The organism is Streptomyces sp. NPDC031100, from assembly GCF_055570785.1.
The window spans coordinates 286,289-302,326 of record NZ_JBVIGN010000005.1 but is presented as its reverse complement, the minus strand read 5'-3'; the positions used below and the strand labels follow the sequence as shown (position 1 = coordinate 302,326).

At 70.7% G+C, this 16,038-nt stretch carries 15 protein-coding genes; 12 read left to right on the top strand and 3 right to left on the bottom strand.

Annotation, left to right across the window (positions count from 1 at the left end; all coding sequences use genetic code 11):
- Window positions 1–12: 12 nt before the first annotated feature.
- The 10 genes from ACZ5DS_RS17215 (at window position 13) to ACZ5DS_RS17170 (ending at window position 9,980) form a co-directional block, all read left to right on the top strand.
- A complete protein-coding gene (locus ACZ5DS_RS17215) occupies window positions 13–273 on the top strand; it encodes a hypothetical protein (RefSeq protein ID WP_468238848.1) in 261 nt (86 codons plus the stop codon).
- A gap of 20 nt (window positions 274–293) precedes the next feature.
- Entirely contained in the window at window positions 294–488 is a 195-nt protein-coding gene (locus tag ACZ5DS_RS17210; protein WP_468238845.1) for a hypothetical protein, read from the top strand.
- Between the two features lie 260 nt (window positions 489–748).
- Window positions 749–1,027, top strand: coding sequence for a Sec-independent protein translocase subunit TatA (tatA, locus tag ACZ5DS_RS17205; protein WP_468238843.1), 279 nt, complete (start codon window positions 749–751; stop codon window positions 1,025–1,027).
- Window positions 1,028–1,074: 47 nt separating this feature from the next.
- Window positions 1,075–2,025, top strand: a complete 951-nt coding sequence (tatC, locus tag ACZ5DS_RS17200; RefSeq protein ID WP_468238840.1) for a twin-arginine translocase subunit TatC — start codon at window positions 1,075–1,077, stop codon at window positions 2,023–2,025.
- A gap of 81 nt (window positions 2,026–2,106) precedes the next feature.
- Entirely contained in the window at window positions 2,107–4,959 is a 2,853-nt protein-coding gene (locus ACZ5DS_RS17195) for a DEAD/DEAH box helicase (protein ID WP_468238837.1), read from the top strand.
- 401 nt (window positions 4,960–5,360) lie between these two features.
- Window positions 5,361–7,031, top strand: coding sequence for a sensor histidine kinase (locus ACZ5DS_RS17190; protein WP_468238835.1), 1,671 nt, complete (start codon window positions 5,361–5,363; stop codon window positions 7,029–7,031).
- Entirely contained in the window at window positions 7,028–7,432 is a 405-nt protein-coding gene (locus ACZ5DS_RS17185; RefSeq protein WP_468238832.1) for a roadblock/LC7 domain-containing protein, read from the top strand. The genes ACZ5DS_RS17190 and ACZ5DS_RS17185 overlap by 4 nt, the downstream gene beginning before the upstream one ends.
- Entirely contained in the window at window positions 7,429–7,845 is a 417-nt protein-coding gene (locus ACZ5DS_RS17180; RefSeq protein ID WP_468238830.1) for a DUF742 domain-containing protein, read from the top strand. Before ACZ5DS_RS17185 ends, ACZ5DS_RS17180 begins: the two co-directional genes overlap by 4 nt.
- Window positions 7,826–8,446: a GTP-binding protein gene (locus tag ACZ5DS_RS17175; protein WP_468238827.1), complete on the top strand. Its 621-nt coding sequence runs from the start codon at window positions 7,826–7,828 to the stop codon at window positions 8,444–8,446. Before ACZ5DS_RS17180 ends, ACZ5DS_RS17175 begins: the two co-directional genes overlap by 20 nt.
- 43 nt (window positions 8,447–8,489) lie before the next feature.
- Window positions 8,490–9,980, top strand: a complete 1,491-nt coding sequence (locus tag ACZ5DS_RS17170) for a cytochrome P450 (protein WP_468238824.1) — start codon at window positions 8,490–8,492, stop codon at window positions 9,978–9,980.
- A gap of 6 nt (window positions 9,981–9,986) precedes the next feature.
- Here ACZ5DS_RS17170 and ACZ5DS_RS17165 read toward each other — a convergent pair whose 3' ends face one another.
- From ACZ5DS_RS17165 to ACZ5DS_RS17155, 3 genes are all read right to left on the bottom strand, one after another.
- Window positions 9,987–10,940: an RluA family pseudouridine synthase gene (locus tag ACZ5DS_RS17165; protein ID WP_468238822.1), complete on the bottom strand. Its 954-nt coding sequence runs from the start codon at window positions 10,938–10,940 to the stop codon at window positions 9,987–9,989.
- 53 nt (window positions 10,941–10,993) lie between these two features.
- Entirely contained in the window at window positions 10,994–11,842 is an 849-nt protein-coding gene (locus ACZ5DS_RS17160) for a siderophore-interacting protein (RefSeq protein ID WP_468238820.1), read from the bottom strand.
- Window positions 11,843–11,955: 113 nt separating this feature from the next.
- Window positions 11,956–12,876: a 5'-3' exonuclease gene (locus ACZ5DS_RS17155; RefSeq protein WP_468238818.1), complete on the bottom strand. Its 921-nt coding sequence runs from the start codon at window positions 12,874–12,876 to the stop codon at window positions 11,956–11,958.
- Between the two features lie 154 nt (window positions 12,877–13,030).
- On the opposite strand from ACZ5DS_RS17155, the gene ACZ5DS_RS17150 reads away from it, so the two are divergent.
- Together ACZ5DS_RS17150 and ACZ5DS_RS17145 are read left to right on the top strand one after the other, a co-directional pair.
- Window positions 13,031–14,104: a quaternary amine ABC transporter ATP-binding protein gene (locus tag ACZ5DS_RS17150; protein ID WP_468238815.1), complete on the top strand. Its 1,074-nt coding sequence runs from the start codon at window positions 13,031–13,033 to the stop codon at window positions 14,102–14,104.
- Window positions 14,097–15,908 carry an ABC transporter permease/substrate binding protein gene (locus ACZ5DS_RS17145; protein WP_468238813.1) on the top strand — a complete coding sequence of 604 codons (1,812 nt, stop codon included), beginning with the start codon at window positions 14,097–14,099 and terminating at the stop codon, window positions 15,906–15,908. Before ACZ5DS_RS17150 ends, ACZ5DS_RS17145 begins: the two co-directional genes overlap by 8 nt.
- Window positions 15,909–16,038 lie beyond the last annotated feature (130 nt).

The window sequence follows — 16,038 nt, the reverse complement described above, 5'->3', positions numbered from 1 at the left end:
GGTGCTGGTCAAATGACGGTGGCGGCCGCCTTCGCCGGCATGAAGAGAGTGGTCCCCGTGGTGTTCAAGGCCGGCTGCCCGGACTGCCGGGGCCGCTTCGAACTCTCCGCGAGCGCCCTGCGCCTCGCCATCGGCGCCACCAGCCGGACGACGTTCTACTGCTTCACCTGCCCCGACTGCGGCGCCTCGGTGCGCAAGCCCGCCGGGGAGCGCATCGTCGAGCTGCTCACCGGCGGCGGCGTGCGGACCCTGCGGCTGCACTCCACGGTGTAGGACCGTCTAGGCTCGACGTCATGTTCTGGCCGATGTTCGCGGTAGCCGTGGGTTTCCTGGGTCTCGCCGTTCTGGGCGTGCTCGCCGTCCGGGTCTTCCTGGAGGCGCGACGCCTCGGGCAGCAGGTCGCGGACTCCGCGCGCCGTATCAACAGGGCGGCCGAGAACCTGGAGCGGGCGGCCGTGAGTGCGGCCCGTGCCGTGGACACGCTGTGAGGGACATCGCCGGAGTCCGTGATTCGATCATGGGAAACGGTTTGGGCCACTTCGCCCTGTCATGCTGAGCGTCGGTACAGGTACGCTGCTGATCGCGGTGCGAAGAGCGAGGCGCGCACCGCGGACCGGGAGTACGCACGGGGATTGCCTCTCGTTCACCCCTGAGCGTTACGATCGCTGCCAGCACGACCAATCGGACGCATGTCCGACTGGTCGGACAGCACCCCAACCCAGCCGCCTCGGTGAGAAGGTAAAGACTTATGTTCGGAAGGCTCGGACCTACCGAGATCATTCTCATCCTCGTCATCGTCGTGCTGCTCTTCGGCGCGAAGAAGCTTCCGGACATGGCTCGCTCGCTCGGCAAGTCCGCGCGCATCCTCAAGAGCGAGGCCAAGGCGATGAAGGAGGAGAGCAACACCTCCGCCCAGGCGCCCAGCTCCAATGAGCAGCCTCCCTCCCAGCGCACCATCCAGGCGGCCCCCGGCGACGTGAGCAGCTCGCGGCCGGTCAACGAGCCGACGGACACCACCCAGCGCTGACGCAGAGCCGGAACCCTCCGGCCTGCCGCACGAGATGAGGACGTGGGTTGCTCAAGTCTGCCCGCAAGAAGGAGAAGGATCCCGAGGGGCGGATGCCCCTTGCGGATCACCTTCGTGAGCTCCGCAACCGGCTCGCGAAGGCACTGCTGGCCATCGTCGTCGTGACGGTCGTCGCCGCCTTCTTCTACAACGACATCATCAACTTCCTGACGAGGCCCATCCTCGACTCGATCGGTTGCCCGCAGACCTTCGAGGAGCTGGCGAAGTCCAGCGGCAAGACCCAGTGCGCGGAGATCACGATCAACGGTCTCCTCGCCCCCTTCACGCTGGCCCTTCAGGTCTCGCTGATGGCGGGTGTCGTGCTCGCGTCGCCGATCTGGCTCTACCAGCTGTGGGCCTTCGTCGCCCCGGGTCTGCACCGGCACGAGAAGAAGTACGCCTACGCCTTCGTCTTCACCGGCGCCCCGCTGTTCTTCGCCGGTGGCTTCTTCGCGTACAAGGTGCTGCCCACCACGGCGAAGGTGCTGATCGACTTCACGCCGAACGGGGCCATCAGGAACTTCCTGCCGCTGGACGACCTGCTCCAGCTGGTCACGCGCATGGTGATCGTCTTCGGTCTCTCCTTCGAGCTGCCGCTGCTGCTGATCATGCTCAACCTCACCGGGGTGCTCACCGGCCAGCGGATGCTCGGCTGGTGGCGCGCCATGATCCTGGGCATCACGATCTTCGCGGCCGTTGCGACGCCGAGCACCGACCCGCTGTCCATGCTGGCCCTCGCCGGGCCGATCTGGGTGCTGTACTTCGCCGCGGTCGCCTTCTCGCTGGCCAACGACAAGCGCAAGCGGCGTCGTGCGGCCGAGGGTCCCGCCGACGACGAGGCCTCCGACCTGGACCTCACCCCCGAGGACATCGGCGAGGTGGAACCCGTCCCGGCGCACCGGGCCCTGCCCGAGCAGGCGGGTACGGACCGGGTCAACGGCTACGACGACGTGACCTGACCGTTCACCAGCCGCTGAACGCTGCCCCCGTCCTTCAGGACGGGGGCATCCGTCTTTGCCGATCACCCCACGTTCGGGATAATGATCGTCCTGTTGTCAGTGGGGCCCGGTACGCTCGAAAGCACGATGACAGAGGACCTCTCACCGGCCGAGCGGTACGCGGCAGCCCGGAAGCGGGCAGCCGAGCAGGCCACCGCGCTCGCATCCTTCCGCGAGATGTACGACTTCGGCCTCGACCCCTTCCAGATCGAGGCCTGCCAGGCCCTCGAAGCGGGGAAGGGTGTGCTGGTGGCCGCCCCCACCGGCTCGGGCAAGACGATCGTGGGCGAGTTCGCCGTCCACCTCGCCCTCATGCAGGGCAAGAAGTGCTTCTACACGACCCCCATCAAGGCGCTGTCGAACCAGAAGTACGCCGACCTGTGCCGCCGCTACGGGGACGGCATGGTCGGCCTGCTCACCGGCGACAACAGCATCAACTCCGACGCCCCGGTGGTCGTGATGACCACCGAGGTGCTGCGGAACATGCTGTACGCCGGCTCGCAGACCCTCCTCGGCCTCGGCTACGTGGTCATGGACGAGGTGCACTACCTCTCCGACCGCTTCCGTGGCGCCGTCTGGGAGGAAGTGATCATCCACCTGCCCGAGTCGGTGACCCTGGTGTCCCTGTCGGCGACCGTGTCCAACGCCGAGGAGTTCGGTGACTGGCTGGACACCGTCCGTGGCGACACCGAGGTGATCGTCGCCGAGCACCGGCCCGTGCCGCTGTTCCAGCACGTGCTCGCCGGGCGCCGGATGTACGACCTGTTCGAGGAGGGCGAGGGCCACAAGAAGGCCGTCAACCCCGACCTCGTCCGCCTCGCCCGCATGGAGGCGACCCGGCCGTCGTACCAGGACCGCCGGCGCGGCCGCGCCATGCGCGAGGCCGACCGCGAGCGCGAGCGCAGACAGCGCTCGCGCGTGTGGACACCGGGTCGCCCCGAGGTCATCGAGCGCCTGGACTCCGAGGGTCTGCTCCCGGCCATCACCTTCATCTTCAGCCGCGCCGCCTGCGAGGCCGCCGTCCAGCAGTGCCTGTACGCGGGCCTCAGGCTCAACGACGAGGAGGCGCGGGAGCAGGTCCGTGAGCTGGTCGAGGAGCGCACGGCCGGCATCCCGCCCGAGGACCTGCACGTCCTCGGCTACTACGAGTGGCTGGAGGGCCTGGAGCGCGGCATCGCCGCCCACCACGCGGGCATGCTGCCGACCTTCAAGGAGGTCGTCGAGGAACTGTTCGTGCGCGGACTGGTCAAGGCCGTGTTCGCCACCGAGACCCTCGCGCTCGGCATCAACATGCCGGCCCGCTCGGTGGTCCTGGAGAAGCTCGTCAAGTGGAACGGCGAGCAGCACGCCGACATCACCCCTGGCGAGTACACCCAGTTGACGGGCCGCGCCGGCCGCCGGGGCATCGACATCGAGGGCCACGCGGTCGTGCTCTGGCAGCGCGGCATGAGCCCCGAGCACCTCGCCGGTCTCGCGGGCACGCGCACGTACCCGCTGCGCTCCAGCTTCAAGCCGTCGTACAACATGGCGGTCAACCTGGTCGAGCAGTTCGGCCGGCACCGCTCGCGCGAGTTGCTGGAGACGTCCTTCGCGCAGTTCCAGGCCGACAAGTCGGTCGTCGGGATCTCCCGCCAGGTGCAGCGCAACGAGGAGGGCCTGGAGGGCTACAAGGCCTCCATGACCTGCCACCTCGGCGACTTCGAGGAGTACGCGCGGCTGCGGCGGGAGTTGAAGGACCGCGAGACCGAACTGGCCCGGCAGGGCGCGAACCAGCGCCGTGCCGACGCCGCCGTCGCCCTGGAGAAGCTCAAGCCGGGGGACGTCATTCACGTGCCGACGGGCAAGTACGCCGGCCTGGCGCTCGTGCTGGATCCGGGCCTGCCCGCCGGCCGGTCCAACGGCCACCGGGGCTTCGACCACCACGACGGCCCGCGCCCGCTGGTGCTGACCGCCGAACGGCAGGTCAAGCGGCTGGCGTCGATGGACTTCCCGGTGCCGGTCGAGCCGCTGGACCGGATGCGGATCCCGAAGAGCTTCAACCCGCGCTCCCCGCAGTCCCGTCGGGACCTCACCTCGGCGCTGCGCTCCAAGGCCGGGCACATCCCGCCGGAGCGGGCGCGCAAGAAGCGGTCCCAGGCAGCGGACGACCGTGAGATCGCCCGGCTGCGCACGGCGATCCGCGCCCATCCCTGCCACGGCTGCAACGACCGTGAGGACCACGCCCGTTGGGCCGAGCGCTACCACCGCCTGATGCGCGACACCTCGCAGCTGGAGCGTCGTATCGAGGGCCGTACGAACACCATCGCGCGGACCTTCGACCGGATCGTGGCGCTGCTGACCGAGCTGGACTACCTGCGCGGCGACGAGGTCACCGAGCACGGCAAGCGGCTCGCCCGGCTCTACGGCGAACTCGACCTGCTGGCCAGCGAATGCCTGCGCGAGGGCGTCTGGGAGGGTCTCGGCCCGGCCGAACTCGCCGCCTGCGTCTCGGCGCTGGTGTACGAGGCACGGGTCGGCGACGACGCCATGGCGCCCAAGCTGCCCTCCGGCAAGGCGAAGGCCGCGCTCGGCGAGATGGTCCGGATCTGGGGCCGGCTGGACGCGCTGGAGGAGGAGTTCCGGATCAACCAGACCGAGGGGGTCGGCCAGCGCGAGCCGGACCTGGGCTTCGCCTGGGCCGTCTACATGTGGGCCTCGGGGACGGGGCTCGACGAGGTGCTGCGCGAGGCGGAGATGCCCGCGGGTGACTTCGTGCGGTGGTGCAAGCAGGTCATCGATGTCCTCGGTCAGATCTCCGCGGCTTCGCCTGCGGAAGGCTCGACGGTGGCGAAGGCCGCGCGCAAGGCGGTCGATGCGGTGCTGCGCGGGGTTGTCGCCTACTCGTCGGTGGGGTGATCTTTCGTTGGCGGGCGCGGGTGGGCTGTGGCCGGCCGCGCCCGCGCGGCCCAGCCGCGTATCCGTACAGCCCGGTGCCCCTAAGCCGTTGATCTGATCGGCGCCCTCATTCACTCATCACGGTGAGTTGCTTTCGCATGCCCGAACGCCATTACGCCCTGTGTTCGAACAAGTGCTCAGCGTGTAAATAAGCCGAGCGTACTCCTGTTGCGTGGGCGATTTCAGGTGCTTGCCGAATATGACACGGCGATGATCCGGTCGGACTAAGCTCGCCCGCGGCGCACCGAGTTGAGGTGTATTCGTGCGCCTGTTCCCAAACTTCCAGTAGATCCCCTCTGTTCCATGAACCTTCCCCCCGAAAGCCCCCTCGACACCCAGCCGATTCGTCTCAGAAGGCATCCATGGTGAGTGTTCAGAAGCCTCCCGGCGGCCGTGAACGTCCCTTTGCGCGCGTGCTGTTGCTGCCGGCCATAGCGATGGCCGCGGCGACCGGGGCCGCGATCGCCCTGGCCCCGGCCTCAGCCCGGATCGCCATCGGCACGTGCGGGGCCGTGGCCCTGGTGTTGGTCCTCTCCACGGCCGCCGAGGCCGTCCGCCGCGGCCGCCGACTCCGCGAGGCGCAGGCCGAGCACGCCCGTCACACCGCGTATCTGGAGCGCCGCCTCGCCGCCCATGACGCGGAGATCGTCCGCCTCGGCACCGAGGTCCTGCCCACCGCGCTGCGCCGGCTCCGCTACGGAGAACCGCTCAGAGACGCGATGCGCAAGACCGTCGACAACGACCCCGAACTGCGCCACATGCCCGAGTCGCAGCGCACCCTGCTGCGCACGGCGCTGAAGGGCGCCGACTTCGAGATCTCGATGCGCGACGCCACCGAGCGCTCCTACGTCAGCATCGCCCGCCGCATCCAGGCCATCGTCCACCAGCAGGCCAACGAACTGCGGGAGATGGAGGAGGACCACGGCCGCAACCCCGAGGTCTTCGACGACCTGCTGCGCATCGACCACGGCACCGCGCTGATCGGCCGCCTCGCCGACACCATCTCCGTGCTCGGCGGCGGCCGCCCCGGCCGTCAGTGGCCGAAGCCCGTGTCGCTGTACAGCGTGATGCGCGGTGCCATGTCCCGGATCCTGGAGTACCGGCGCATCGAGCTGAACTCCATCGTCAACATCAACATCAAGGGCACCTCCGTCGAGCCGATCATCCACGCGGCCGCCGAGCTCCTCGACAACGCCACCCGCTACTCGCCGCCCTCGACCAAGGTGCACGTCACCGCCGCCGAGGTGCAGACCGGCCTGGTCATCGAGATCGAGGACGCCGGCGTCAGCCTCAGCGAGGAAGGCCGCGCCCGCATCGAGAAGGCGATCCACGACGCGATGGCGGGCGACGACGCGGAGAACCTGGGCGCGAACCCGCGCCTCGGCCTCGCCGTCGTCGGCCGGCTCTGCAAGGCCTTCGACATGCAGGTCTCGCTGCGCGCCTCCGCCTACGGCGGCGTCCGCGCGATCCTCGTCGTACCGCGCGTCATGACCACCACCGAGCCCGGCGTCGGCGCCGCGCACGGCATCGGTGCCACCGGCGTGCCGAGGCCCGAACTCGGCGCGGTGGAGGGCCCGAAGCGCCCGCCCAAGAAGCGCCGCCCCACCAGCCCCCGCATCCCCGCCGGGATCTCCATGGAGGACGACGTCCCCGAGGTCACCGAGTGGACGGCGGGCGGTCTGCCGCAGCGCCGCAGCCGGGTCAAGACCCCGCTCAGCCAGCGGATCGCCGAACAGGCCGCCATCGAGCGCGCCGAGCGCGAGGGCAGGCCGACCATCTGGTCGCAGGCCAAGCCCGAACCCGAGCCCGAGCCCGAGATCGACCCCGAGATCCAGAAGCTCAGGGACCGGCCGCCGGGCATGTGGATCGACGACTTCTTCGACGGACTCAGGAAGGGCATGCCCGAGGGCGCCACCGCGCCCGAACTGACCGACTTCACGCGGAACCCGACCAAGTACCTGCACCTGCTCAACGATTCGGACACCGCCACCGAGGCCGCCATCGAGGCCGACGACGAGGGGGACCTCAAGTGATCCAGCAGCGAGGCAACTTCGACTGGATGCTCAAGCAGCTCAACGACGGCGTACCGGGCATCCAGATGATCGTGGTCCTCTCCGCCGACGGACTGCGCATCGCCCGCTACGGCGGCGACCCCGACGCCGCCGACCGGGTGGCCGCCGCCTGCGCGGGCGTACAGAGCCTCGCCGGCGCCATCATCCAGGAGATCGAGGGCGCCAGCGACATGAAGCTCGTCGTCATCGAGATCGAGGGCGGCTACTTCTACCTCATGGACGCCGGCGCCAACGCCTATCTCGCCGTGCTCGCCGACGTGACCTGCGAGCCGGGTCGGATGGCCGGCATGATGCGCGACCTCGTCGTCCGGATCGGAGCCCATCTCACCAGTCCGCCCCGGCGGAACGGGCAGACCGTATGACTCCTCCGCGACGCAAGCGGCGCCAGCCGCAGCCACTGCCGCCTCCACCGCCGCCGCCCCCCGAGCCGGCGGACGGCGAGGAATCGCCCAGGAACCCCGAACGGCTGTACACCATCGCCGACACCGCCGACGGAGGCCGGGCCGAACTCGACCTGGTCACCTTGATCGTGGCACGCTCCGCGCCGCCCCCGTCCGCCTCACCGGAGGAGGCGGCAGTGCTCCGGCTCTGCACCGCCCCCCTGTCCGTGGCCGAGCTCTCGGCCTACCTCAACCTGCCGTTCAGCGCGATGACCGTCCTGATCACCGAGCTGATCGTGAACGAACTGGTGCAGGCGCGCGCCCCGATCGTCCGCCAGGCGGTCCCCGACCGATCACTCCTCGAAGCGGTGATGCATGGACTTCAACGGCTCTGACACGCTCCCCGGCCCACGGAGCGAGGACCATCTCCCGCACACGGCACAGGCCGCGGTGAAGATCGTGATCGTGGGCGGCTTCGGTGTCGGCAAGACCACCATGGTCGGTTCGGTCAGCGAGATCAGACCGCTGACCACCGAGGAGACCATGACCCAGGCCGGCATCGGGATCGACGACAACTACGGATCCGAGTCCAAGACGGCCACCACCGTGGCCATGGACTTCGGCCGCATCAGCATCACCGACAAGCTGGTGCTCTACCTCTTCGGCACCCCCGGCCAGGAACGCTTCTGGTTCCTGTGGAACGGCCTGTTCGAAGGCGCGCTCGGCGCGGTCGTCCTGGTCGACACCCGGCGCCTGGAGGTCAGCTTCGACGTCATGGGGCGGCTGGAGGAACGCGGCGTCCCCTTCGTCGTCGCCGTCAACTCCTTCCCCGACGCGCCCCGTTACCCCGTCGACGAACTGCGCACCGCGCTGGACCTGGCCCCGGAGATCCCGATCATCGAGTGCGACGTGCGCCGCCGTGCCTCCAGCAAGGACGTGCTGCTGACCCTGATGCGCTTCCTGCACTCGCTCGCCCTGTCCGGCGCTCTTACCTGACCCGCACCCGATCTACCCCCACCTTCCGTTCCGGAGCGACACTGTGACGCCTGAACCCCAATCCCTGACCGGCACCGACCCCACCTCCGGCCCGCCTCCCGGCTGCCCGGCGCACGGCCGCGGCCCCGGGGGACTGCACCGGCTCTACGGCCCCGACGCGGAGGACCTGGGCGACCTCTACGAGAGCCTGCGGGAGGAGCACGGCCCCGTGGCGCCCGTGCTGCTCCACGAGGACGTCCCCATGTGGGTGGTCCTCGGGCACGCCGAGAACCTCCACCTGGTGCGCAGCCCCTCCCAGTACGCACGCGACAGCCGGATCTGGACCCCGCTCCAGGAAGGCATGGTCAAGCCCGACCACCCGCTCATGCCGCACATCGCCTGGCAGCCCATCTGCTCGCACGCCGAGGGCGACGAGCACCAGCGGCTGCGCGCGGCGGTCACCGGCGCCATGTCGACCATCGACCACCGCACCATGCGCCGTCACATCGGCCGCTACACCCAGGAGCTGGTCAACGACTTCTGTGAGCGGGGCCGGGCCGACCTGGTCTCCCAGTTCGCCGAGCATCTGCCGATGGCCGTCATGTGCGAGATCCTCGGCATGTCCGAGGAGTACAACGACCGGATGGTGCAGGCCGCCCGCGATGCGCTCAAGGGCACCGAGACCGCCATCCAGAGCCATGCCTACGTCATGGACGCGCTGAGCCGGCTCACCACCCGCCGCCGCGCCCGGCCCGAGGACGACTTCACCAGTCACCTCATCACCCACCCCGCGGGACTGACCGACGACGAGGTCCGCGAACACCTGCGCCTCGTCCTCTTCGCGGCCTACGAGGCCACCGCCAACCTGCTCGCCAACGCACTGCGCATGGTCCTCACCGAGCCGGGCTTCCGCGCCCAGCTCAACGGCGGCCAGATGACGGTGCCGGAGGCGATCGAGCAGTCCCTGTGGGACGAGCCGCCGTTCAGCACCGTCCTCGGCTACTTCGCCAAGCAGGACACGGAACTGGGCGGCCAGCGCATCCGCAAGGGCGACGGGTTGCTCTTCGCGCCCGCCCCGGGCAACGTCGACCCGCGTGTCCGCCCGGACCTGTCCGCCAACATGCAGGGCAACCGCTCCCACCTCGCCTTCGGCGGCGGCCCCCACGAGTGCCCCGGCCAGGACATCGGCCGTGCCATCGCCGACGTCGGCGTGGACGCCCTGCTGATGCGGCTGTCGGACATCCAGCTGGACTGCGCCGAGGAGGACCTGCGCTGGCGGCAGTCCATCGCCTCCCGGCACCTGGTGGCCCTGCCGGTGCGCTTCGAACCGAAGCCCCAGCAGGACGTCGGCCTTCCGCCGAGCCCGTCCCCCATCCCGCCGCAGCGCGCCAACTGGGAGGTCGGCACCATCCGCACGGAGACGCCCCCCGTCCCGGACGCCCTCCCGGCGCCCTCGACCCCCGCGCCCGAGCCCGCGCCCGCCCCCGCGGCACCGGAGGCGCCCCGCCGCGAGAACGTGTGGCGGCGGATGCTGCGCTGGTGGCGGGGGGACTGAGCGGCCTTACGGCTCCTCGCCCGCCCACCGCTGCGGGCAGGGCCATGCCTGCAGCGTCCGTCCGCTGACGAAGGTGTGCTCCGCCCCCGTGACCGGATCGGTGAACTCCAGCCTCCGCGCGAGCAGTTGCAGCGGACGCCGGAAGTCACCGGGCGGTACGGGGGCGGTCACCTCCGGATACAGCGGGTCGCCGAGGATGGGCACACCCAGCGCGTTCAGATGCACCCGCAGCTGATGGGTCTGCCCGGTCTCCGGGACGAGCCGGTACCGGCCCAGCCCGCCCCGGTGCTCGGCCAGCTCCACCCGGGTCACCGCGTTCGGCTCGCCCTCGACCTCCCGGGCGGCCGGCACCCCGCGCTCCTTCACGATCCGGCTGCGCACCGTCCGGGGCAGCTCGAGCGCGGGATCGTACGGCGCGACGGCCTCGTACTCCTTGCGCACCTGCCGGTCCCGGAACAGCGTCTGGTACGCGCCGCGCTCCTCCGGCCGCACCGTGAACAGCACAAGGCCGGCCGTGAGCCGGTCCAGCCGGTGCGCGGCGGTCAACGAGGGAAGGTCCAGCTCGCGCCGCAGCCGGGCCAGCGCCGTCTGGGTGACATGGGTGCCGCGCGGGGTCGTCGCGAGGAAGTGCGGCTTGTCGGCCACGACGATGTGCGCGTCCCGGTGGACCACCTCCACCGGGAACGGCACCGGCACCTCGGCCGCCAACTCCCGGTGGAACCACACGAACATCCCCGGCTGGTACGGCGCGTCCGGCGCCACCGCCCGCCCGTCGGCCCCCACGACCTGCCCCGCGTCGACCATCGCCCCGACCACACCGGGTCCGGCCCCCGTCAGCCGTGCCACGAGGTACTCCCGCACGGTCGCCCACGCCCCGTCGAACGGCAGCCGCACCCGCACCGGGTCGACACCGTCGCGCTGGGGGAGCGGGGCGGGCGGGAGTGGCGTACGGCGTCTCACCAGGTCAAGGGTACGGGTGCCGGGGTGACACCCCCCTTGCTCCTTCGCGCCGTTCAGGCGGCCGCCGCGCCGCCGCTCTCCTGCTCGGCCTCGATCCGGGCGTTCCACTCCCGCTTGGAGGCCTGCCAGCCGTCCTCGTTGTGCCCGAGGCGCCAGTAGCCGGAGATCGACAGGTCCTCGCGCGGAACCTGCAGCTCGACCCGGAGCAGCCGGCGCAGTTCCTTCACGAAGCCCGCCTCGCCGTGCACGAACGCCTGCAGCCGGCCCTCGGGGAACCGAAGGCCGTGGACGGCCGCCAGCAGGGCCTCGCCCACCGGCCGGTCCCCGCGGTGCAGCCAGACGATCTCCACATCGGAGTCGATCTTCTGCTCCTCCTCGGGGCCGGACACCTCCACGAAGGCGTGCGCCCGGGTGCCGGCGGGCAGCGTCTCCAGGGTGCGGGCGATCGCGGGCAGCGCGCTCTCGTCACCGACGAGCAGGTGCCAGTCGGCGCTCGGGTCGGGCGCGTACGCACCGCCGGGGCCCATGAGGCGCACGCTCTCACCGGGCTGCACCCGCAGGGCCCACGGTCCGGCCAGACCCTCGTCGCCGTGGACCACGAAGTCCAGGGTCAGCTCCCGGTGCCCGGGGTCCCAGGCGCGCACCGTGTACGTCCGTGTCACCGGCCAGTGCTCGCGGGGGAACTCCGCACGGATCCGCTCCAGGTCGAAGGGTTCCGGGTAGGTCACGCCCGCGGGGCCGAACAGCAGCTTCACATAGTGGTCGGTACAGGTGTCCGCGGCGAAACCGGCCAGACCCTGGCCGCCGAGCACCACACGCTGCATGTGCGGGGTCAGCCGCTCGGTGCGCACCACCTGGGCGGTATAGGGCGTGCGCGGCTTTCGTCCCGGGCGCTCTGCCATCGCGGCCTCCTGCTGCATTGGTTAGGTTTACCTAAGTTAGCATCTCTCTTCGTTGAACAGGCCTTCCATGCGGGCTCGATGAACGCGTTTTGCCGGAATATTCCGGTCGGGCCTCACTCCCCGAGCGTGACGAGCAGGCGTTGCAGGGAGCTCCCCAGTCCCCAGTGTGCCGCCAGCCACTCGAGACCCGCCGGATCCCGCGGGGTGCGCGGCAGCGTGGTCTCGACGTCCGGCAGCGGGACGTCGTCGGCCACCTTCACCACCTTCGGCGCGACCGCCACATAGGGCCGGGCCTCGGCCAGCCGCACCCGCTGCGACGGCGTGAGCTTCGACCGCGGGTCGTCGACCGCCGCCATGATCCCGGCCAGGTCGCCGAACTCGGCGAGCAGCTTGGCGGCCGTCTTCTCGCCGATGCCGGGCACACCCGGCAGGCCGTCGCTCGGATCGCCGCGCAGCAGCGCCAGATCCGCGTACCCCCGGCCGTCGACCCCGTACTTCTCGCGCAGCACCGCCTCGTCGGTCAGCTGCAGCGTGCCGACGCCCTTGAGCGGGTACAGCACGCGGATCCCGCGCTTGTCGTCGACGAGCTGATACAGGTCGCGGTCGCCGGTGACGATGTCCACCGGTCCGTCGGCACGCGCGGTGAACGTGCCGATCACGTCGTCCGCCTCGTACCCCTCGACCCCCACCCGGGCGATGCCGACCGCGTCCAGCACGGCCTCGATGACCGGCACCTGCGGCAAGAGCGTGTCCGGCACCTGCTCCTCGTCCGGCGCGCCCTCGTGCTCCTCGGCGACACGGTGCGCCTTGTACGTGGGGATCAGCTCCACCCGCCAGTGCGGCCGCCAGTCGGCGTCCATGCAGGCCACCAGCTGGTCCGGCCGGTGGTCCCGCACGAGGCGGTCGATGAAGTCGAGCAGTCCGCGCACGGCGTTCACCGGCGTGCCGTCCGGCGCCCGCACGGAGTCCGGCACGCCGAAGTAGGCGCGGAAGTACAGCGAGGCGGTGTCGAGAAGCATGAGTCGTCCGGTCACGCTCGCATCATGCCGTACGGCACTGACGGCGACGGTGTGCTGCGCAACGGGTTGCGGCCTGCGCATCCGCCGTGAACTGGCCCACGTGCGCGTTTGACGTGCACCGACGCGGGCAGGCGCGGCCTCTGTCCTGTCCGTCGAGAGAGAGGTACGTGTGTCATCCAGGCTTGAGGCCCAGCATCTGTTCAAGGTGTTCGGCAGACGACCGGACCAGGCGGTGGAGCGGCTGCGCAAGGGCGCCGACCGGGAGGAGCTGCGCGCCGACGGCACCACCGCCGCCGTGATCGACGCCTCCTTCGCCGTCGAGGCCGGCGAGATCTTCGTCGTCATGGGCCTGTCGGGCTCCGGCAAGTCCACCCTGCTGCGCATGCTCAACGGCCTGCTGGAGCCGACCGCCGGCCAGGTCCGATTCGACGGCCGGGATCTGACCGGGCTCACCGACCGAGGGCTGCGCGAGCTGCGCTCGAAGAAGATCAGCATGGTCTTCCAGCACTTCGCGCTCTTCCCGCACCGCAGCGTCCGCGACAACGCCGCCTACGGCCTGAGCGTGCAGGGCGTGCCCCGCGCCGAGCGCGAGCGCCGCGCCGACGAGGCGCTCGCCCTGTGCGGCCTGGCCGGCTGGGAGGACTCCTGGCCCGACGAGCTGTCCGGCGGCATGCAGCAGCGCGTCGGCCTCGCCCGCGCCCTCGCCACCGACGCCGACGTGCTCCTGATGGACGAGTCCTTCAGCGCCCTGGACCCGCTGATCCGCCGCGACATGCAGGACCAGCTCCTGGAACTCCAGAAGACCCTGAAGAAGACCATCGTGTTCATCACCCACGACCTCAACGAGGCCATGCGCCTGGGCGACCGCATCGCCGTCATGCGCGGCGGCCGCATCGTGCAGACCGGCACCGCCGAGGACATCCTGCTGCGCCCCGCGAACGAGTACGTCGCCTCCTTCATCCAGGACGTCGACCGCTCCCGCGTGCTGACCGCCGCCGCCGTGATGGACACCGAGGTCCACGGCGACGAGGCCGACTGCGGCTGCGAGACGGCCACCCCCGAGACGCCGTTCGCCGAGCTGTGCGCGATCAGCGCCCGCCTCACCCACCCGGTCGCCGTCCTCGACGCCGACCGCGCGCTCGTGGGTGTCGTACCCCGGCAGCGTCTCGTCGGCTTCCTCGGCGACGAACAGGGCGAACCCGCCGCGTGCGACAACGGCGGGAAGGTGATCACCCGTGCCTAGGCTGCACCTCGGCGACTGGGTCGACTCCGGCGTCGACTGGCTGGTCGCCCACCTGTCCTGGCTGTTCGACGCGATACGCGCGGTCGTGGAGGGCATGTACGACGGCATCGACGCAGTCCTGACCGCGCCCGAGCCGCTGCTGCTGGCCGGCATCCTCGCGGTGACCGCCTGGTGGCTGCGCGGCCTGGTCGCGGGCGTCCTCGCCTTCGCCGGGTTCGCGCTGGTCGACTCGCTCGACCTGTGGGACCGGGCCATGTCCACCCTGGCGCTGGTCCTCGTCGCCACCGTCATCGCCCTGGTGATCTCCCTCCCGCTGGGCATCTGGGCAGCCCGCTCCAAGGCGGTCAGCGCCGCCGTACGGCCCGTCCTGGACCTGCTCCAGACGATGCCGTCGATGGTCCTGCTGATCCCGGCCATCCTCTTCTTCGGCCTCGGCACGGCGGCCGGTGTCATCGCGACCCTGATCTTCGCGCTCGCGCCCGGTGTCCGCATGACCGAGCTGGGCATCAGGCAGGTCGACGCCGAACTGGTCGAGGCCGCCGAGGCGTTCGGCACCACCCCGCGCGACACCCTGCTGCGCGTCCAGCTGCCGCTCGCCCTGCCGACCATCATGGCCGGCGTCAACCAGGTGATCATGCTGGGCCTGTCCATGGTGGTCATTGCCGGCATGGTCGGCACCGGCGGCCTGGGCGGCGCGGTCAACGAGGCGATCGGCCGGCTCGACATCGGCTTCGGCTTCGAGGCGGGCGTCGGCATCGTCGTCCTCGCCATCTACCTGGACCGCATGACCGGCGCGCTCGGCACCCAGCTCTCCCCGCTGGGCCGCAGGGCCGCCGCGAAGGCGCGGACGAGCGTGTGGTCGTACCGCCTGCGCCCCCAGGTCGCCGTCATCGGCGTGGTCGTCCTCGCGCTCGTCGCGGGCGGAATGGGGATCTTCGGCTCCGCCGGCACCTCCGAGGCCTCCGGCACGAACGTCGGCAAGGGCAAGGAGATCAGGATCGGCTACATCCCCTGGGACGAGGGCATCGCCTCCACCTTCCTCTGGAAGGAGCTGCTGGAGCGGCGCGGCTTCAAGGTCACCACCACCCAGTACGCGGCCGGCCCCCTCTACACCGGCCTCGCCACCGGCCGGCTCGACTTCCAGACCGACTCCTGGCTGCCGACCACGCACGCCGAGTACTGGAAGAAGTACGGCGAGCAGCTGGACGACCTCGGCAAGTGGTACGGCCCCACGTCCCTGGAGCTGACCGTCCCCTCCTATGTCAAGGACGTGAGCTCCCTGGCGGACCTCAAGGCCCACGCCTCCGAGTTCGGCGGGAAGATCGTCGGCATCGAGCCCAGCGCGGGCATGATGGGCCTGCTCAAGAGCAAGGTCCTCAAGGAGTACGGCCTCGAGGGCTCGTACGACGTCGTCGACGGCTCCACGCCCGCGATGCTCGCCGAGCTCAAGCGCGCCTACGCCAGGAAGCAGCCGGTCGTCGTCACCCTGTGGTCCCCGCACTGGGCCTACAGCGACTACGGCCTGAAGAAGCTGAAGGATCCCCAGGGCGCCTGGGGCCGGGGAGACGGCGTGCACACCCTCGCCCGCAAGGGCTTCGCCGCCGACAACCCCGAGGCCGGACAGTGGCTGAAGAACTTCTCGATGACCGAGAAGCAGCTCACCGGCCTGGAGGCGCAGATCCAGAAGACGGGCAAGGGCAGGGAGCAGGACGCCGTGCGCACCTGGCTGAAGCAGCACCCGGGTCTGGTCGACACCTGGGCGCCGGTCGCCCAGGAGGGTGCAAAGAGCCGGGCGGCCGGGTGACCTGACCGTTCCGGACCGCCGCCCGAGGGGGGGGGGGGGGGGGGGGGGGGGGGGGGGGGGGGGGGGGGGGGGGGCGTGGGGGGGGGGGGGGGGGGGGGGGGAGGGGGGGGGAGGGGGGGGGGAGGGGTAC